Raw genomic sequence first — 19,046 nt, forward strand, 5'->3', positions numbered from 1 at the left:
CCTCTGTCACAGCGTCTGCCCGACGTACAGGCGCTGCGACGGGGCTGCCAGCGGTGTCCCTTCCTCTGGGAGGTCGAGGGACGGACGAATACGGTTGACGGACAGGTAGTGCTGGATGTCGGCACCGGAGAGGAAGACGCTCCCACGGCGCCGGTCGAGCTTACCCGGATGAAGTGCGCCGTTTCGCGGCGAGAGAAGAAACTGCATCGTGAGCAGTACCAGGTAGTGCTCCCGGACTGCCTCGATCACGACCGCGATCCCCGACGGCGCAAGCATGTCACTCAGGGCTGCAACGGATACCGCCGCGTCCTTCGCGCAATGGAGAACATTGGCTGCCACCACCACGTCGAACGAGCGCGCCTCGAGACCCTGAGCAGTCAGCTGGACATCGATGTCGGCGATGGCCGTTCGAAACCCAGGTCGATCACCGAAGCGGTCAGCGGCCGAGGTGGTGAAGAATCGCGAGATATCGGTGAAGAGGTAGTCGATATCCCGGTCGCCGAGTGCAGCGAGCGCCGCCTGTGTTCCACCGCCAGCGCCACCACCCAGCTCCAGAATGCGAAGGGGCCCAGGGCGGGTCCGAGCCGCCTCGGCGATGACCGCGGCGGCGGCCCCGTGCAGGTACCGGTTGCTGATGTTGTTTTCGTCCTTGCTGAGCGAGGTGGTCATGTCACCGTCCGGAAACATCATCGCCTGCGCCGACATCTCATCGCGTAGAAGCGGGCCGAGCGAGGACAACGCTGTCGAGTAGAACTCGGCCATTGCAGACGGATATCCTAGGGAACGGCATGCGCGCGCGAGCTCTCGGTCGTCCGCATCGTTCGACGCCGTTCGAGAATCGCCGAGGACGAATGTGTCGGCGCCGCGCATCGATCCGTGTCCTTGCTCGCACAAAACCTCGATCCAGCGACGCAGTATCCATCGGTGCCGATCGGCAACACGAAGTGTCGATGCCACCTCGTCGACGAGCACGGGCACACCCGAGCAGACACCGGCGTCAGAGTGCAGGAAACCTGTCAGGGCACTGAGCGCGATGGCGTCGAGCCGTTCGATTGCGCCCGGCACGCGTGCCAGTGCCGCATCGATGATGGGTTCCGGTGTGCCGGATACCGCGCATCGTCCTGCACGGTCGATCTCGCGTCGTCGACGAGTCGCCGCCACGATGTCGAGGCCGCGACCTGAGGGAAGTTCGACGCGCATGCCTGCCGGACGGGTTATTCCGGCTCGACGCAGTACCGTGCGCGCGACGTCGAGCATCCGGCTGCGTGCGAACGCGCCGAGCGGTTCGTGAGGAACACCGGTCGCTGGTGGATCGGCGGGGATGATCGCGCCGGCGCCAGGGGGCGAGGCCACCCGGAACACGGCGGTATCGGTCGGGTCGATCAACACCACGGCATCCGTCCCGGTCAGGGCCGAGCGCAGTGCCGCGGCGGTGACGGAGCGAGGGATCCCGGCAACAAGAGTGGGTCCGGATTCGACATGGCCTCGCAGTTCCGTCAGCCCGGTTCCGTTGCGATCGAGGCTTTGCCATGACGTCACGGCAGGGGGTCCGCCTTCTGCGGGTGCGTCGACGGTGAACACGGCGTCGAACCGGTACCGGGTGAGTTCGGAATCGTCTTGCAACGTCTTCGCGTACGTGAGCACCGAGACCTCGCGGCCCGATGCGGACGCGATGGATGCCAGCGTCGAAGGGTCCACCGACAGTTCACTGTCCGTAGCCGCACGGTGCGCGACCCGGTTGTCGAGAGTTCCGGGGTCACCGTCGGGATTCTTGGCCGTCTCGGCCCAGCGGGCAAAGTCGAGCAGCTGGCCCGAGTGGCGGATGTCACCGACGATAACCGTGCCGCCGGATGCAACGTAGTCGATCGCGTCGAGTACGACGGCTGCGAGATACCGTGTGTCGGGAAAGCACTGCGTGACGGAGTTCAGCAGTATGCAGTCCGGGACGGCGCCGGTGGCCGCGACGGCGTCCTGGACGAGTTGTCCGCGCAGTTCGTGTGCGCCGGCTTTCACGAAGCTGGTTCCGGCAATACCCTGCGCCGAAAGCCTTTCCACCACATCGCCCGCCACATCGGTACCGACGTATCGCTCGACGTGCGGGGCGAGCCTGCGCATCAGCAATCCGGTTCCACACCCGAGCTCGAGTATGTTCCGCGGATGCTGCGCGAGAACGAGATCAACTGTCCGCTCGACCCATTCGGTCATGTGCTCGGCCGGGAGTGGCTCGCCTGTGTCGGTGGCACGCCAGCCCGCCAAATCATCGTCCGAATCATGTTGCTGCGCAGTACTGTAGGTCCAGTCGTAGACTTCCGTCCAGTGCGTCAGATGTTCGTTGGTGAGCCCGCCGACAATCGCCGAGCCCGCAGCTCTCGTCGTTGCCACGGACTCGTCGGTGACGACGATTCGAAGGCCGTGTTCGCCTTCGCCGTGAATGTCGTCGGTGTCGACACGGGCGACCCAGGGGTGCGCGGAAAGAGCAGCGGCGGCCGCGGTGAGGTCGGTGTGATTGGGCAATCGGGTGTCGGTCATCGTTGTGTTCTCCTCGTGTCCTGTCGAACTTCGTTGATGGATCGGCTGTTCAGCTCGACGACGCGATCAGCGCGGCTGATCAAGTGTTCGTCGTGAGTTGCGGCCAGGACCGCCATCCCGCCGTCGGTGTCGATGTTGGATTCTCTGAGCTCGTCGAGCAGGTCGCTGATCAGGGTTGCCGTGTTGTGGTCGAGCGATGTGGTCATTTCGTCGGCAACGAGGAGTCGCGGGCGACCCGCAAGTGCACGGGCGATGGACACGCGTTGGCGCTGACCACCGGATAGTTCGTGCGGTCGGCGACGCAAAGCGGCCGCGGGCACAGCGACGAGGCCAAGAAGGTGTTCGGCCTCGGCCTGCGCGTCCGCCTGTGGACGTAGACGTGTGATCTGCCGCCGGAGGATGCGTTCGATGGTGTGGGTGGGGTTGAGCGCATCTCTCGGGTTCTGACCGACCAGTGCGATGGCGGCGCGGGTGTCCGCTGATCGGTTACCGACCCGGCTGGCCACAGCACGACCGTCGAGCTGCATTGTGCCGTCGAAAGTGTGCAGTCCGCATATCGCGCGCAGCAATGTGGTCTTGCCGCACCCGGACGGGCCGCGCAGAACAACGAGCTCGCCGGCGCCGATGGTGAGGGCCGCTCGAGCCAAGAGCACACGTCCCTGGTGCGTACTGATTCCGAAGCCGGTCAGTTCGAGTGCAGTTCTGCCTGTTCGCGCGGTGCCGGTCGCACACGCGTGCCGGTGTAAGGCAGCTGGTGCGGTTCGCAGCATTCGATCGCAGACCTCACTCATGCGCCGGTCATGGGTGATGACGACCGTCACGCCGTTGGAGTGCCGCCGGGCAGTGATAGCTGCCAGTACCGGTTCAAGGGAGCTATCGTCGAGACCGGAGGTGGGTTCGTCGAGGATCACCAATTCCGGTGAAGCCACCAATGCGCGGGCCACCGCAACGCGCTGGGCCTGGCCACCCGAAAGCCGATGTGGTGGCGAGTCGATCTGGTCATCGGTAAGCCCTAGTTCGATCAGAATGGCGCGTGCAGATGCGGCTGCGGCATCCCGCGAACAACCGCGCATGCGTGCCGCCTCGGCAACCGAGCGCCACGCAGAGTAGCCGGGATGCAGCGCAGAGGACGGGTCCTGAGCGGCGTAACCGACTGAGCTTCTCCGCCATGCCCTACTCCCGTGCGAGCCCGTGCCGGACCAGTCGATCGACCCGGCGGTGACGGCCAATCCCGCTGGGAGCGCCCCGAGGAAAGCGGAGACCGCAGTGGTCTTGCCCGAGCCGGAAGGGCCGACGAGTGCGACGACCTCTCCGGCTGCGGTGTCGAAGTCGAATCCGCGCAGCGGGGACTGTCCGCGTGTGTCGGTGACCGTCAATCCCCGGACGGTAAGGGCGCAGGGCATCGTGTTCATACCGGGTCTCGCCTAGCGCTCAGCGCCGTCGAGGCGACAGCGATCATCGTTGCAAGTACCGCGAGTGCCACCGCTGGCGCGACGGTCGCCGCAGCGTTCAGTGAAATGCCGGAATAGTTCTCGAGGATCATCGACGCCCAATCTGGCTGCGGTGGTGACGTTCCCAAGCCAAGCGCGTTAATAGTGGACACTAGTTGCAGGGCGACGATGACCCGCAGTCCGTAGTCGGCCGTGATCACTGCCGTGTGTGACGGCAAGATTTCGTGCACGAGAATGGACGTCAGAGAATCACCGCGCATGCGCGCAACGTCGATGTACGTCGCATGGCGGGCATCGGCGGACACGTCGGCGACGACACGTGCGGTGAGCGGAGCACCCGCCACGACGGTCGCAGCCGTGACCGCGACGGGCATCGGAAGTGCGACGGCCAGAATCAGTCCGACGAGAACGGCAGGGACTGCCAGAAGCAAGTCCGCCCCGGTGCTGACGCCGAGGCCGATTCGACGGCCCGACCACCCGGCCCAGAGGCCGGCCGCAACGCCGACAGACGTCGCGACCGCAGCGGCGACGAGAGCGACGGAAGTCAAAGTTGCTCCACCCCAGTAGATTCGCGACAGTACGTCGCGTCCGAGAGCGTCTGTTCCGAGAGGGTGGTCGCCGTTCGGCGACGTCCAAGGACTGGCCACTGTCTCCAGCGGGTCGAGATCGGTGAGATACCGGCCGAACAATGCGAAGACGAGTACCGCAGCCAGTACGAGCATGGCGAGCCACCGCAGCAACCACCGAGAGCTCCCGATCATGTTGCATCCCTTTTGGTGGTGCGAGCGGCGACGACGTCGGCGACGGTCATACCGACCACTGCCACGGTTGCGGCGAGCATCGAGATCGCCTGTACCACTGGCACATCGCGCGTCGCGATCGAGGTCACGAACAGTTCACCGAGACCGGACAGGCCGAAAATCCTCTCCACCAATGCAGTTCCGCTAACGAGGCCGGCGAGAATGAACGACAACACGCGAACGGCCGGAGCCACGACGACAGGAAAAAGGTAGGACCCGGCCAACCGCATGCGGCCAACGCCACGCATCCGAGCATCGACGATGTATGCCGTCGCCGCGGCGTCGACCAGCGGCCCACGCAGCATCAGCGCTCCATACGCGCTCGCGGGTAGGGCCAGGGTCAGCGCCGGTAACAGCAACAAATCCAGATTAGCCAGCGGTGACTCATCACGGGGCAGAAGGGAGACGGGTGGGACGAGTCCCGCCCACCCGGACAGGATCGCGGCACCGAGAGCCGCAACCACGATCTGTGGAAGTGCCGCAACGGCCGTCATCGCGGCCGCTCCGGCCGATCGACGCCCCGCACCGTGCGAAGTGAGCACCGCAAGAACTCCCATCAGCGGGATGACAATGACGAGAGCGACGAACACGATGCTCGCGGAAACCGCCAACCGGTTGCCGAGCATGGACGCCACGCTCCGGCCCGTGCTTGTCGACGTGCCGAGATCACCTGTGGCTATCCTTCTCAGCCATGCGAAATAGCGAGTAGTGAGTGGATCGTCGAGACCGGACGCGGAACGCGTCGTAGACAGTTGTTCGGGCGTCATGCGCCCCGCCGCGCGCAGTGAGACGGCGTCACCGGGAAGAAGAGCGATGACGGCGAAGACGATGATCGAGACTGCCACGAGTACCACGGCTGCGCGCGCCGCTGAAGCAAGCACCGCACACAGCCGCAACCCATTCGAATCGGGTGATGAAGGTATCAATCGAGGAGCTCGACCTGGTCGATGAACGCACTGGCGAATCCGATACCTTCGGGCGCTCCGGTCACTCCAGGTGCCGCGAGGTCGAGGCGGTCCGAGGCTGCCCAGATGGCGTACCCGCCCTCGTCGCGGAGGGTGGTCATCAGCCCGGCGACGCCCTCGTTGCGGGTCGTGTCGTTGGGCTCGGCGACGGTCTCGGCAAGCTCCGCCGACCACGCGGGATCGCTCCACGCCGTCTCGTTGGTCGGTGCATTCGGACGCAGGACCACCTGGGTGATGTCGAAAAATGGAATGCCGCCGAGGTAGCTGACGTAGAAGGGGCGTTGAGCGTACACGTCCTGGAAATATGTATCCGGGGGCGAGAGTTCGACGTTCACCCGGATGCCGATGTCGGCGAGCTGCTGACCGATGAGCGTTGCAGCACTGTCCATTCCGGGGTACGCGGTGGTGCTGTTCAGTGTGACGTCGACGCCGTCTGCCAGACCGGCTTCTGCCATCAGTTCGCGCGCACGGTCGAGATCACGGGTCCGCTGCGGAAGATCGGGCGCGGCCGGGTCCTGCGGACTGATGAGATCATTGCCGAGTTGCCCTTGACCCAGGAACGCGACATCCAGAAGCTGCTCGCGGTCGAGGGCATTGCGGACGGCTTCGCGGACACGGTTGTCGTCGAAGGGTGCTGTGTCGGTGCGCATCACCAGGGGGTAGAGAGTTGCGCCCGGGTGGCGAACCACGTCGATGTCCGATTCATCGCCGAGCCCGACGACCGCCGACGCAGGGACTCCGGCGGCCAGGTCGGCTTGCCCCGACATGACGGCCTCGGCCCTGGCCTGCGGATCCGGGATCGCTCGCATCTCGATGGTGCCCATCGGGGGAACGGGGCCCCACCAGTCGTCGTTGCGCTCGAATACCTCTACCTGACCGTCGGTGGCGGCCGGACGGAACGGGCCCGATCCCGGGACCAATTCGGTGAAGTCGGCGCTGCCCTCGGGCACGACGAAGGTCGATCCTTCCAGCGCCTGACCGACCTCCGCATACGGTTCCTTGGTGCGCAGCGAAAGTGTCGTCTCCGATGTCGCCTCGGAGGCCGCGAGATCGAAACGCTCCATGCGTCCGGAGTTTTCCGCGGACTTCTCGCCCATCCGGCGCAAGGAGAACAGTGCATCTGCGGCGGTGACTTTGCTGCCGTCGGAGAACGTCGCGTCGTCACGCAGCGTGATGGTCCACTCGGTCAACGTCTCGTCCGGTTCCCAGGATGCGGCCAGGCGCGGTTGCGTCTGTCCGTCGGCACCGGGAACGGTCAAGGGGTCGTAGGTCAGGGCCATTCGGACCACGTCACTCTCTGCGGGCAGGAGTCCGTGCGGGTCGTAGGTGCTCGCGGCCGACGAACCCGGTGCGACATAACGGAAGACGTCGGACGAACCGACTTCACTGCCGCTGGTGTTCGGGTCTTCCGAGGTCGCGCAACCGGTCAACACTGCGACCGACGCGGCCAGCGCTGTGGCCGCGCGAAGCGGAGTCGATGGAGAACGATGGGTGCGATATCGCATGAGTTTCTTACTCTTTTCGGTTGATGACATCAGTGGCGGTCGAGGATTTTGGTGAGAGCGCGATCAAGATGGGCGAGGACAGCATCGAGGGCGGGGGCCCGGAGAATCGAGTAGTGATGGGCGTCGGCGTCGACCACGGTCAGTGGTCCGGTGAGATGACGTGACCAGCCGAGGTCCACCGCGAATTCGGTTGGTGTGTCGTCGATGCCCATGCCGATCCCCGAATTGTTCGGCGCGAGTTCGGTGCAGCGAACGAGAACGGTCTCGGTGTTCGGGTCGCTGAGCAGACGAGGTTCGTGACGTGCGAGAGCACTGAGGTGGCGCCCGAATACCTCGCGCCGTGACGAACCGTCGTCGCGAGGACCGAGCAGTCGACGACTGCGGAGCTTCGCGGCGATCACGTTGTTTCTCTCGCAGACATCGAGGTCTGCGATCTCGCTCCACGCGGCCTCACCGATGTCGAGGTCGATGTCGAGGAACGCCTCCAGTGCACCCAGTTGGCGACGCGCGACCTCTGTGTCGCGTTGTGTGGTCGTGCCTTCGATGGCGGTGATGTAGGTCGGGTCGTTGGAGTCGAGCATGATGATCAGCGCCGTGTGCTCGCCGTCGTCGTAGAGTTGCCGTGCCATCTCCTGGGCCAATGTTCCGCCCATGGACCAGCCGCCGAGCAGCCAACCTCTCAGCGGCGTCGGATACCGGTTCCGCAGTGCCGAGAGGTACTGCGCGGCAATCGCTTCGATCGAATTCTGGCCGGGGATGTCCCCGGTGAGCTGCGGATCGGTCAGCGCCACGACAGCGACGTCGGTTGCCAATCGCCGGGACAGCTCGGCGTAGCACAGTACGTCTCCGCCTGACGGATGAATCAGGAATAGTGTGGGCCCATCAGCCCCTCCCGAGGCCCTCGCGCCCCGCAACGGGACGAGAACGTCGGCGGGATCGACTGCTGGCAGATCGGTGGTACCACTCGAGTGTGTCCACGCCTCGTCGTTGTCGGCGAGGTGCGCGATCGTTTCGGTGTGCCGGGCCACGAGCTGATCCAGCTCGTCGTCAGCGAACAGCCCGTCCAGAGCATCCCACTGCAACCGCAGCTCTCCGTCCTGTTCGAGCACCTGATGATCGAGCCAGGTCTGTGGTGTCTGACCGACCGCGTGAACCTGCGTACCCACCCACTCGAGTGAGCCCGAGTCATCGACCATGTCGTGCACTCCGAGAGCCCCGGTGAAGACGACGGGAATAGAGCGCCGCTCCCCGGAGCGCGTCGACTGCTCGGCCAGAAGTTCCAGCGCCGAGTACTCGCGGTGATCGAGGTCGTCGAACATCCTGCGTTGCGTCGCCTGTGCCCGGTCCGCGAACGTCGAACCGGCATGTGCCTCGGATTCGTGCACGATCAGCGAGGTGAAGTCGCCGACCACCTTGTTGACGTCGGGGTGAACCGGCGGGCGGTCGAACAATGTCAGTACCACCGAAAAGTGTTCAGTCGTGGACCATGTTCGCAGTGCATCGGTATACATCGTGAGCAGGGCAGCTGTCGGTGTGATGCGGTGGCGTCGGCATTCGGTGACGAATCGACTCCACTGCTCGGGGCGCAGCGCTGTGGCCCGTCGTACGAACCGTGGACGTCGATCGAGTCCCGCACGAATCGGCAGTTCGGGCGGGCCGGGAATCGAGTCCGCGCGGGTGAGCCAGTAACGCTCGGCCTCGACCCCTGCCCGTCCATGCCGTCGTATCACCATCGCCGACGAGCACTGTGCCGGATGGAGATCGAGCGCCGGCAGCGGTAGATCGGGGTCGTCGTACAAGGTCTTCAGTTCCGATTCGATAATCCACCAGCTCGCAGCGTCACAGATCAGGACGTCGACGCCGATGAACAAGCGAACCCGGTTCGTTTCGACCGTGGCAGCGGCAATCTGCACGAGCGGCCAGCGATCGGGCGGACCAGGCTTCTCGGCAATGCGTTGCCGCATCGCCGCGAGGGAGCGCGCCTTGGTTTCAGCGTCTGCCGAGGTGAGATCGCGGGTTCGGATTCGGTATGGCGGAACCGAGTCGAGTGTCCGCAGGCGTCCGTCGGGTGTGGCAACACTACGCAGCAGCGGGTGACGTGCGATGACCGCGTCGAGCGCTCTGCCGTATCGCTCCAGATCCAATCCGACGCAGTCGTATTCGAGGTAGAAGTGGCACGGGACGTTGCCCCACTCGTATCCGCCGTCGCGTCCGATCCAGTACGCATGTTGGACGCGGGTCATCTCGAATGTTGCGTCAGCTCCCAGAACGTCCGACAACGCCGGGACTGCGCTCTCCGCGTTTCGAGTTGCCGTGAATTCGCCTGCGGCATCGACGCGTCCGGAGAACTCCGCCAGCGTCGCAGCTGTAAGTAGGTCCCGCAGACCGAGTTCGACGCCGAATCGTCGACGCACCGAATCGAGCATGCGGGTCCCCAGCAGTGAATGCCCGCCGAGCGCGAAGAAGTCAGCGTCGGCTTCCTCGACGGGAGTACCGAACAGCTCTGACCAGATTTCGGCCACACCCTGTTGAGTGTCGGTCAGGTCCGACAGATCCGAGTCGGCCGCCGTTCGCTTCCGGGGAACCGATGCTGTGCGGGAACGTGCGTCGAGATCGGATGTGCTGACCGCCACGACGGCCGGGCAGCGTCCGGTGCGAGCCAAGCCGAGGATGCGGTCGAAGGCGGCCAGTCCGGTGTCGGCGTCGAGGGCACCCGACATGGCGATGGTCGATCCCACCTCCGATTGCCCGAGGTCGGGGCGCCACCCGTCCCACCCGATGCTGACCCACCGGGTGCGGTGACTCGACGTCGCCGCGGCGTACGCGTCCATTGCCATGTTCGCCGCGGCGTAAGGGCCCATCCCGATACCGCCGAGCATTCCGGTGGCCGAGGACATGCACAGCACCACGACGGGTCGGCGGTCTTCGGTCAGTCCCGAGATGGCTCGGTGAATGTTTTGTGCCACGGTCAGTTTGGAATCGAGGTGAGCACGAGCGGCCTCCGATACTCCGGTAGTGAGCGTGATGGGAGCGACGCTGGCCGCTACCCCGGCTGCGTGGACGACGAGGCCGATCGGGCCGCCCTCCGCGTCGATCGATGCCATCACGTCGGCGAGGTCGGCGGCGTCCGTTGCATCGCTGACGATGTGACGGTCCGCGCCGGAATCTGCGTCGGTGTGGGAGCGGTCTCGACGAGAGGTGACCACGACGTCGTATCCGAGCTCGGACAGGTGTCGGTTCAGAAGTCGACCGACCGCCCCTGATCCACCGACGATCAATGCCTGTGTTCCGGGTTGCACAGCGGCCTCGGGCGTTTCGACGGCGGGCCACGATGTCAGGGTGCTCGTCCACCGCGTACCCACACCCACGGTGACGTCCGAGGAGGGGCGAGTTGCCGGGCGTCCGAGCGCGTCGGTTACCTCGTGCACGACAACGTCGGCGCACTTCTGCGGATCGACGGCGATGTCGATACCCAGATCGGTTGCAGCCCAGCGCAGACCGGGGCATTCCTGGCCGAGAATCCGGGGCAATGCTCGCACCGCAGCGGCCACCGGGTCGATGGTGTCGCTGTGAGCGGTGGCTGTCCCGTTGTAGGTCACCGACATCCAGAGCGCACCGTCGATCAGTAATGGAACGAGATGCGCGGCTGTCTCGGCGAACGTGGTTACGGCCTCCACCGCCTCGTCACCGTGTTCGGCGGCGTCGGCGATAGTGACGACACCGCTGACCTCGGTCGGGCTGCCGTCCGGTTCGAGGACGGTGACCTCCAACTGCTCGAACCGGCGACGCAGTGCTTCTGCGACAGGGCCTTTGCCGACGATCACCCATACCCCGCTCGGTGCGGTGACGGTGCCCGCGGGCGGTAGTTGCCGCCACAGCGGAAGCTGTAGCAGGTCGACGAATGCGGTGGTGGTCACCGATTCGGCGTCTGCCGGTTCGATCCACAGATGTCTGCGATCGAATTGATAGCCGGGCGCCCGTACCGGCCGGCCGCTGGCACCGGATACTGCCGCGACATCGACGGGCACACCGACCGACCAGAGCCGACCGACGGCTGCGCGAACGGTAATGGACTCCGACTCATCGCGATTCATCGTCGATACGGTCGCTGCGGCGTTGCCGAATCCGTGAGCGCGGGCCAGACCCGTCAACGACGAACCAGGTCCGACCTCGACCACTGCCACATCGCCGCGCGCAGAGTTCACCGCTGCGGTGAGTGCCCGCGAGAACTGAACGGGACTCCGAAGTTGCCCGACCCAGTGCGAGGATTGCCGAAGGGTGGCGTCCTCGACGACATCGCCGGTGACCGTGCTGAATACCGAGCCGACACGGGAGGGAGAAGATGGTTGCGCGAACGAGTGTACTGCCCGCTCGACGTCTCCCAGTGCGGACTCGACGTGCCGGGAATGCATTGCCGCGGCCAGGTTCAGCATGCTGACATCGACACCGCGACCCTTCAAAAGGTCCTCAGCGGAACGCAATTCGTCATGTGTACCGGCGATGACGCAGGAGTTCGGCCCATTCACTGCGGCCAAGTCGAGTGCAGGTAGGTCGGTCAGTATGCTGCGGATTTCGTCCTCGGGGAGTGCGACGGACATCATCGCGCCGATACCCGCAGATCGCGCGGCAGCGGTGCATCGCGCAGCGACGAGTGTGCACGCGTCGGGCAGCGTCAATGCGCCGGTGAAAGCTGCGGCCGTGCATTCGCCGAGACTGTGGCCGAGTATCGCAGTCGGAGTCAGACCCCAGGATTGCAGCAGGCGAGCGGTTCCGAGGGAGATTGCGAACAGGGCAGGCACGGCGAAGGCGACATCGCGGATCCGGTCGGAGGTGTCGTTGCGGTCGAAGATGTCGCGGACGTCGGCACCGATGTGCGGGACGAGTAGTTCGGCGACCTCGTCGACTACGGTGCGGAACACCGGCTCGTCGCGGTATAGATCTGCGCCCATGCCGCGGTAGTGCCCGCCTGCACCGGGAAAGGTGAAAATCAGTGAGGGCGCCTGTGTGCGCGCCGCGACTGGTTCGGAGAACGATGGACGTGCAAGCGGCTGCGCCGGGTCGAGCACGGCAGCGGTCCGGTGCTCGAGCTCGGCGCGGCCGACGGCGAGGGTGTGCGCGAGATCTACCGGCGATGTCAGCGGCGCGAAGTCTGCGATGGCATCGGCGGTGGCACGGACCCCACCGGTTGTGGCGCCTGATGAGATCAGCAGTACGGGCCGTTCGAATACCGTCGGCCGGGCGGACACGACCGGTGCGGGGCCGAGCACGACGTGGGCGTTGGTGCCGCCGATGCCGAACGAGCTGACTCCTGCCAGTGGGGGCGTGTCCCAGGGGCGGGTTTCGCGGAGCAGTTCGAACGGTGACTCCGCTAGCCGCAGGCCTTCCGCCGGCACATCGGAGCCGAGCGAGACGGGCAGGGTCCGGTGATGGATCGCGAGGACTGTCTTGGCGAAGGAGGCGATACCGGCGGCGGAATTGGTGTGTCCGATGTTGCCTTTCACTGAACCGAGACCGCACCAGGGCGGCCCGCTTCGGCCGAATACCGTGCGCAACGCTGCGAGTTCGATCGGGTCGCCCAGCCTCGTCGCTGTTCCGTGCGCCTCGATCAATCCGATATCCGACGGCACCGCATCGGCAGCGGCTAGCGCTTCCGCTACGACCCGGGCCTGACCTCGTACGGAGGGTGCCGTGAATCCGGCTTTGTCGGTACCGTCGTTGTTGACTGCGGATCCGTGCAGCACTGCAAGGATCGGGTCGCCGTCGGCAATCGCGTCGTCCAGTCTTCGCAGGACGACGGCGCCGGCGCCCTGGCTGTAGACGATGCCTGAACCGCGGGCCCCGAACGGAGCGATCTCGCCATCCCGCGAGAACACTCCACCCTCGACGTGCAGGTATCCGCGTCCCTGGGGAACGATTGCCGACACCCCGCCTGCGAGCGCGGTATCGCACTCGCCCGACAGCAACGATTGCGTCGCAAGGTGTATGGCGACGAGGGACGTCGAACAGCTGGTCGAGACCGCTATCGCGGGTCCGGTCAGGCCGAGGCGGTAGGCGATCTGCAGGGGCAGGTAGTCAGGTTGTGTCGCAATTGCCGTCTGCATACTTCCCAGTGGATCGTGCCCGCCTCCCGTCGAATCCCATCGATCGGCCAAGTTGTGCGCCAGGTAGCCGCTCTGGGTGGATCCGACGAAGACGCCGACCGCGCCGGCACCACGACCGTGACCGTGTCCGCTGTCGTCGAGCGCGAGCCACGCACACTCCATCAACATGCGGTGTTGTGGATCGAGAGTCGACGCCTCGGCTTCGGTGAATCCCCATGCTGCCGAATCGAAGTGGGATTGCTCGTCGATGATGCCGGCGACCGGTACGTAGTTGCGGTCGCGGACCATCGATGGCGATACGCCGCGGGCGAGAAGTTCCTCGGTGCTCAGCCGTGACAGCCCGCTGCGTCCTTCGCGAATCAGTGACCAGTACTGATCGACTGTCGCGGCGCCGGGAAAGCGCGTCGAGAGACCGACGACGGCAACATGACCGGTCATCGTGCGACCTCGGCTGCGTGCAGGCGAGCAGCGAGTCGGGCGTCGAGGCGGTCGACTGCGCCGGGTTTCGATGTGCGGGGCAGTCTGGATGCGTGTTCCAGAGGCGGTGCCGCTATTGGGCTGTAGGCGGGGGCCTTGCCGAGATCGGTAAGGAACGAGGTGAGCGAGTTGACGGTCGGGTTGGCGAACAGGTCGATCACCGTGAAGTCGTCGAAGGATGCGGCGGCGCTCAATCGTCGGTGTGCGAGCACCAGGGTCAGCGAAGTTGCTCCCGCGTCGAAGAACGGCGTCGCCGGATCGATGTCCTCGCCGAGGAGGTCGGTGAACACTCTGTTCACCAACTCCTCGATCTTCGAATCGACGTGTTTCCTCGGTTTGTCGGCGTTCTCCCGTTCTGTCGAGTCCGCCGGGCCAACCGGTCCCGTCGCTGCCGATTCGAGGGCCCGAATGTGCAGCTCGAGTAAACCGTTCGTCGCATGCACCTCGTGCACGGCGACGGCATCGCCGAGGTGACGCACGGTGCGATCGGCCCACTGGATGGCAGCGTCGAGGGACTTGCGTGGCGACAGGACCCCTGCTGTCACCGTGAGGCGAAGCTCGAGACCGCGGGCGAGCGCATCGGCGAGAACGTCGAGACGTGCGTCACCGGAGGGCGTTTCGATAGCTTGCGGCACGTCTTCGGCACTGAGGGTGGGGACTTGCGGGGCGGGTTCGGCACTGAGGGTGGGGACTTGCGGGGCGGGTTCGCGTTTGAACGGATTCGGGAGGGCGTGGTGGTCGACCTTGCCGTTCGGTGTGACTGGCAACGACGGCAGACGCACGAATCGGCTCGGAATCATGTACGGAGGAAGGTGAACTTGTAGGGCCGCGACGAGATCGGTGTCGGCGGCAGGGTTTCCGGTTGCCGCGTCGACGACGAAACAGATCAGGCGTGGGCGGTCGTCGGGGCCGGGAACGGAGGAGGCGACTGCGGCACGGACCTCGGGGAGGCGCTCGAGGGTCGAGTCGATCTCACCCAGCTCGATTCGGTGTCCGGCAATCTTGACCTGGCGATCGACTCGGCCGAGGAACTCGATAGCGCCGTCGGTACGCCACCGCCCGAGATCGCCGGTGTGATAAAGGCGTAGGCCCGTAGCGGGGTGCATGACGAACCTCGCCGAGGTCTGTTCCGGGTTACCGATGTACCCCCGCGCGAGGCCGCCGCCGCCGATGTACAGCTCACCGGTCTGCCCGACCGCGCACGCCACACCGTCGTCGAGGATATGGAAGCTCTGTCCGCCGAGTGCACGCCCGTAGGGGATAGTCGTCCATTCCGGATCGACGTGGCCGATGGGGTGGAATATGGACCAGATCGAGGCCTCCGTTGCACCGCCGAGACTCACGATCGTGGCCTCGGGCGCGAGAGCACGCAGACGGTCCGGGAGTGTCGTCGGAATGTAGTCGCCGGAGAGGAAGACGAGTCTGAGCGAGGCAAAGGCGTGTCGCGCCCGTTCCGGTTCGATTTCGACGTACTCGACCAGCATTTCGAGCAGCGCCGGAGCCGTGTTCCACAGTGTGATGCGGTGACGTGACATCACGTCCATCCAATGCCCGGGGTCGCGCAGTCGTGTGCTGTCGGGCAGTACCAATGCGCCACCGGCCCCGAGCACCGAGAATATGTCGAACACCGACAGGTCGAAGCTGAAGGCGGAGAGCCCGAGCACTCGATCGTCTGCGGTGAGCGGGTAGCGCCCCATCAGGTCGTCGAGTGTGGTTCGTACCGCGCGATGTTCGACGGACACGCCCTTGGGTTCACCGGTCGAGCCGGAGGTGAAGATGATGTACGCGAGATCGCCGGCGTCCGGGCGGCAAGGAGCGGTTGGCTGGAGGTCCACGGAGCCGTCTGTATCGACCTTGCCGGCTGAGTCGAATGTTATGACTTCGACGTGGTCGGGCCACTGGCTGCGGTCGTTGTCGACCGCTATCAGAGCGTGCGTGATGTCGGCCTGGCGGACGACGCTGGCGATGCGTTCCGCCGGCCAGTTCGGTTCGGCCGGAACGTAAGCGGCCCCGCTCGCCGCGATGCCGAGAACGGCGATGATCTGCGCCGGAGTTTTCTCGGAACTGACGGCGACAACGTCGCCGGGGCCTATTCCGCGCCCGGCCAGTGCCGCAGCGATATCTCCAGCACCGCGGTGGACCCGGTCCGCGGACAACTCGGTGCTGCCGCAGATGACGGCGGGTGTGGATCGGTCTGTGCGGGCGTCGAACGGATCGGTCAGCAGGGGGCCCGCAGCATCGAATGCGTTGGGTGTGACGGGTTCCGGAGGGAGGAAGGTGGGATCGTGGGTGAGGGCGTTGTCCGTCCAGGTGGAGTCGTCGTGGGCCAATCGCTGCAGTAGCCGCGCATGCGCACTTGCCATCGAGCGCACGAAGTCGGGATCGAGGGCTCCCTCGACGGTGTCCCACGCGATGAGCAGTCGGCCACTGTCCTCGCGCACGATGTGATCGAGCAATACCTGAGGTGTCTGCGAGACGCCGAATATCTCGGTGCCGAGCCATTCCGTGGGGGATTCGTTTCCGTTGGACAGTCCCAGTCCACTGGTGAAGACCACTGGATGAGTGGGCGTCAGCGATGCATCGGCGGTCAGTCGCCGCACTTCCATCCCGGATACGGTGCGGTGGTCCATATCGGACCAGAACCGGTGATTGACGGCGGCCGAGAATGTCTCGAAATCGCAGTGTTCGACCGGTTGAATCTCGACCAGTATCGTGGTCGTGAAGTCGCCGATCGAGTCGGTCGTGGCCTGCTTGTCGTCCGAGTGGTCCCGGTCGAAGAGAGTGGTGTTGAGAGCGAAATTCTCGGTGGCACCCCACTGTCGGAGTGTCATGGCGAAGCTTGCCAGCAGCACGGCAGTCGGTGTCAGTCCGCGCGATGCGCACGCACGTCGTAGCGAATCCCATTCCTGCGCAGTCAGATCAGCTGAACAGCGGGTGAACCGGGGGATGCCGAGGCTGTCGGGGGTGGCCAGCCAGGGCAGCTTCGGGCCGGCAGGGAGCTCGCGTGAACGCGCGCTCCAGTATTCGAGGTCGGCCGCGCGCCTGGACAGGTGGTCCGGATCGATGGTCTTGGCCCGGACGATGTCCAGAAACGGCGTGCCCAGCGGCGGGAAATCGTTCTGCCCGTTCACTCGAGCACCCCACTCTCGCATCAGCGTGATCCACCCGGCCATGTCGAGGGCGAGTATGTCGAAGCCGATGAAGAGGCGGGTGATGCCACCGGGGAGCAGAGCTACGCGAATGTCGTACAGCGGGCCGGTCTCGATTGGAAGGACGCGATGGGAATTTTCTCGGCGGAGTTCGTTCAGTGCGACTGTGCATGCCTCCGGTGCTGCCTGCGTCAGATCGGTGACATCGAAGCTGTACCTGGGGCAGGCATCGCGAACGACACCGCGCGCATCGGCGTTGACGACGAATCGCAGCATCGGGTGCCGTTGAACCACTGCGTTCCAAGCATTTTCGAGTGTGCGCAAATCTGCGTGGGTGTCTGCTGTCGCTCGGTCGTATTCGTAGTAGTAGTAGGTGGCAACGCCCCCGAGCGGAAAAGCCGGTTCCCGTCCGACGAGGTATGCCTGCTGAACCGGGCCGAGCTCGAATGAGTTGTCGGCCGGGTGCTCGTCGGCTTCCGATGTCGTCGGCGATGTGAGTGACGGCGCGGGGCCGGCTTCGTTTCTCTGCCTGCCGATGCGCTGGGCGATGCTCGATGCCGTTGCGGCACCGAGAAAATCGGTCAATTCGAGATCGACACCGGTGTCTTCGAGCAATCTGCGGCGTAACCGCACTGCGGTGTAGGAGTCGATACCCAGCGCGGTGAGAATTGCCGTCGAGTCGATGGCCTCGGGGGGCGTCTCCACGATGTCCCCGAGTGCGTCGAGAACGACGTCGATGGGGTCCTCGGCTCGGAAATCCGTGACGTCATTGTTCTCGGTCGACGGCATGAGTGGCGTCCCTTCGGCTGTGGGGGATGGCTTGAAACGAGCGGTTCGTCTGTTAGCTTAGATGACAATGAATATCGTTATCGCCCCGGATTGGCAACTCGAGCTCGTAGCCGACGAGTACGGTCTCGCAGCGATCAGTGGATGGCCGGTCGCGAGCTGGGCCGACGAGGTGGACGCGCTCGATCGTCTGGTTCTCGTCGGTCTCGCGGACGTGCTTGCGCGCAATACCGACATCGATGGAACACATGGCTGTGACAGACGAGTCCTCGTAGAACGGGTGGCCACCTCCGCCGAACATCGGTGGGTCGTCGAACGCTGGCTCGAGGACCTCGCGGACGCCGGAATGGTGGACGTTGTCGATGACGGCCGGGTCAGGTTGGTCGAACGACCCCGAAGGCAGGACCTGACGGCCGCGCGCAAACGTATGATCGATGCCTGTGTACGAGTGGGTTATTCGACGTCACTGCCCACGCTCTTGCTCGATTCGCTCCGTTATGCCGTCGACCTGTTGCGGGGCACAGTGAGCGTGCAATCGATTCTCTACCCCGATGGCGACGCGACCACAGCGCTCGAGGTCTACGGCACCAACGTCGTCAGCCGCTACCTCAATGCGGCCGCTGCGGCTGTGGTCGCCGATCTCGCGTGCACCCGGGCGGCGCCCCTGAGGATCCTCGAACTGGGCGCAGGTGTGGGCGCTACGTCCGAACATATCCTGGGAGCGCTCGGGGACGCACGCGTGGAGCGCTACGTCTTCACTGATCTGTCCCCGCACTTTCTACGCATCGCGCGAACGCGATTCGCGCGCGAGCCGTGGGCGCAGGCGATGACGTTCGTGACGGTGGACATCACCGAACCGGTCGCCGACCAGGTTGGAGGCGGTGGTCCAGACGGCGTGAGCTACGACGTCGTCCTCGCGGCGACGATGGCGCACAACGCCGTCGACGTCGACGTCCTCCTGCGTGAAGTACACGATCTTCTCGCGCCGGGCGGGGTTGTCGTGCTGATCGAGACGGTCGTCGAGCATGCGCAATCTTTGACGACGATGCCCTTCGCGCTGTCGATGCCGGACGGGTCCGGGCCGCCGGAACGAACCGATATCCGTGCCGGGTCACATCGCACCTACCTCACCTCCGACGAGTGGACCGCTGCGATGACGTCCGCCGGGCTCCGGCCGTGCGTCGATCTACCCCGCGCAGGCGATCCGCTCGAAGCGTTCTCGCAGCGACTACTTGTCGCAGTCCGGCCCGATCCCCTACAACCCCCGCGGAGACGACAGTGAA

General features: G+C 65.2%; 8 protein-coding genes. 1 reads left to right on the top strand and 7 read right to left on the bottom strand.

The features are described from left to right. Positions 1-6 precede the first annotated feature (6 nt). Genes QMK32_RS22930 through QMK32_RS22960 form a run of 7 tightly spaced genes read right to left on the bottom strand, consistent with a single transcriptional unit; the run spans position 7 to position 17,766 of the window. Positions 7-2,529 carry a class I SAM-dependent methyltransferase gene (locus tag QMK32_RS22930; protein ID WP_283477735.1) on the bottom strand — a complete coding sequence of 841 codons (2,523 nt, stop codon included), beginning with the start codon at positions 2,527-2,529 and terminating at the stop codon, positions 7-9. Beyond that, on the bottom strand, positions 2,526-3,905 hold the full coding sequence (locus tag QMK32_RS22935) for an ABC transporter ATP-binding protein (RefSeq protein ID WP_283477738.1): 1,380 nt from the start codon (positions 3,903-3,905) through the stop codon (positions 2,526-2,528). The genes QMK32_RS22930 and QMK32_RS22935 overlap by 4 nt, the downstream gene beginning before the upstream one ends. Positions 3,906-3,937: 32 nt before the next feature. After that, positions 3,938-4,741 (bottom strand): ABC transporter permease, encoded by an 804-nt coding sequence (locus QMK32_RS22940; protein WP_283477739.1) that lies wholly within the window; start codon positions 4,739-4,741, stop codon positions 3,938-3,940. Then, positions 4,738-5,661: an ABC transporter permease gene (locus QMK32_RS22945; protein WP_283477741.1), complete on the bottom strand. Its 924-nt coding sequence runs from the start codon at positions 5,659-5,661 to the stop codon at positions 4,738-4,740. The genes QMK32_RS22940 and QMK32_RS22945 overlap by 4 nt, the downstream gene beginning before the upstream one ends. A gap of 41 nt (positions 5,662-5,702) precedes the next feature. Then, complete coding sequence (locus QMK32_RS22950) at positions 5,703-7,250, bottom strand: ABC transporter substrate-binding protein (RefSeq protein WP_283477742.1); 1,548 nt, start codon at positions 7,248-7,250, stop codon at positions 5,703-5,705. A gap of 29 nt (positions 7,251-7,279) precedes the next feature. Further along, on the bottom strand, positions 7,280-13,789 hold the full coding sequence (locus QMK32_RS22955) for a type I polyketide synthase (protein ID WP_283477744.1): 6,510 nt from the start codon (positions 13,787-13,789) through the stop codon (positions 7,280-7,282). Further along, positions 13,786-17,766 (bottom strand): non-ribosomal peptide synthetase, encoded by a 3,981-nt coding sequence (locus QMK32_RS22960; protein WP_283477745.1) that lies wholly within the window; start codon positions 17,764-17,766, stop codon positions 13,786-13,788. Before QMK32_RS22960 ends, QMK32_RS22955 begins: the two co-directional genes overlap by 4 nt. A 67-nt stretch (positions 17,767-17,833) precedes the next feature. Here QMK32_RS22960 and QMK32_RS22965 point away from each other — a divergent pair, with 67 nt between their 5' ends. Continuing rightward, complete coding sequence (locus QMK32_RS22965; RefSeq protein ID WP_283477746.1) at positions 17,834-19,045, top strand: class I SAM-dependent methyltransferase; 1,212 nt, start codon at positions 17,834-17,836, stop codon at positions 19,043-19,045. Position 19,046 lies beyond the last annotated feature (1 nt).

Origin of the sequence: Rhodococcus sp. H29-C3, from assembly GCF_030063405.1 — a bacterium.
In the GTDB taxonomy this organism is placed as follows: Bacteria; Actinomycetota; Actinomycetes; order Mycobacteriales; family Mycobacteriaceae; genus Rhodococcoides.

Coding starts and splice junctions, on each gene's coding strand:
- QMK32_RS22960 (WP_283477745.1), bottom strand. CDS start 17,766: ATGCCGTCGACCGAGAACAATGACGTCACGGATTTCCGAGCCGAGGAC.
- QMK32_RS22955 (WP_283477744.1), bottom strand. CDS start 13,789: ATGACCGGTCATGTTGCCGTCGTCGGTCTCTCGACGCGCTTTCCCGGC.
- QMK32_RS22930 (WP_283477735.1), bottom strand. CDS start 2,529: ATGACCGACACCCGATTGCCCAATCACACCGACCTCACCGCGGCCGCC.
- QMK32_RS22950 (WP_283477742.1), bottom strand. CDS start 7,250: ATGCGATATCGCACCCATCGTTCTCCATCGACTCCGCTTCGCGCGGCC.
- QMK32_RS22940 (WP_283477739.1), bottom strand. CDS start 4,741: ATGATCGGGAGCTCTCGGTGGTTGCTGCGGTGGCTCGCCATGCTCGTA.
- QMK32_RS22965 (WP_283477746.1), top strand. CDS start 17,834: ATGAATATCGTTATCGCCCCGGATTGGCAACTCGAGCTCGTAGCCGAC.